At 58.2% G+C, this 531-nt stretch carries 1 protein-coding gene; it reads left to right on the top strand.

Features of this window, described 5'->3' with window-relative positions:
- Positions 1-141 precede the first annotated feature (141 nt).
- Positions 142-531, top strand: a 390-nt coding sequence (locus tag NKJ17_RS33965; protein ID WP_352692078.1) for a glycogen debranching N-terminal domain-containing protein, incomplete at its 3' end; no start/stop codon positions are given.

Below are 531 nucleotides of genomic sequence, written 5' to 3' on the forward strand. Positions count from 1 at the left end.
GGTTTGTCCGCCTCTGTTCGCGGGTATGTGCTCGAAGGTCAGATTGTTCGAGCTCATCGATGACCGGGTCGTTGTTCGCCTGCCTTGTACATGATTTCGGGACAATCTGGGGGCAGGCGTTCAAGGCAGACGTCAGTTCTCGTGGCCGAAGATGGCGGCGGCGGCCGACATTGGCTGTTCAATCTGTTCCGATGGATGCAAATCGGTCGGGTGACGGTTGAACCAATGACGCTGGAGATCACAGTCGGACCGCCGCGTCTGGCGATTAACCAGGGACGCAGCTTCCTTGTCACCGAACCGGATGGCCAGATCGCCCGGCCCACTTATAACGGCTTATATGCGTCTGACACACGCCTGATATCCAGCTGGCAGATCTTTGCCAATGGGCAAGCATGGGACCTCCTCAATTCCGGAAACATCGCCTACTTCGCCGCCAAGATCTATCTGGTCAATCAGGGGTTCGCGACGGAAACGAACCATGTGCCAGCAGGCAGCCTGGGGCTGGTAATCGGCCGCGCCTTGGATGGAGGG

The organism is Mesorhizobium sp. M0208 (assembly GCF_040322015.1).
Taxonomy (GTDB): domain Bacteria; phylum Pseudomonadota; class Alphaproteobacteria; order Rhizobiales; family Rhizobiaceae; genus Mesorhizobium.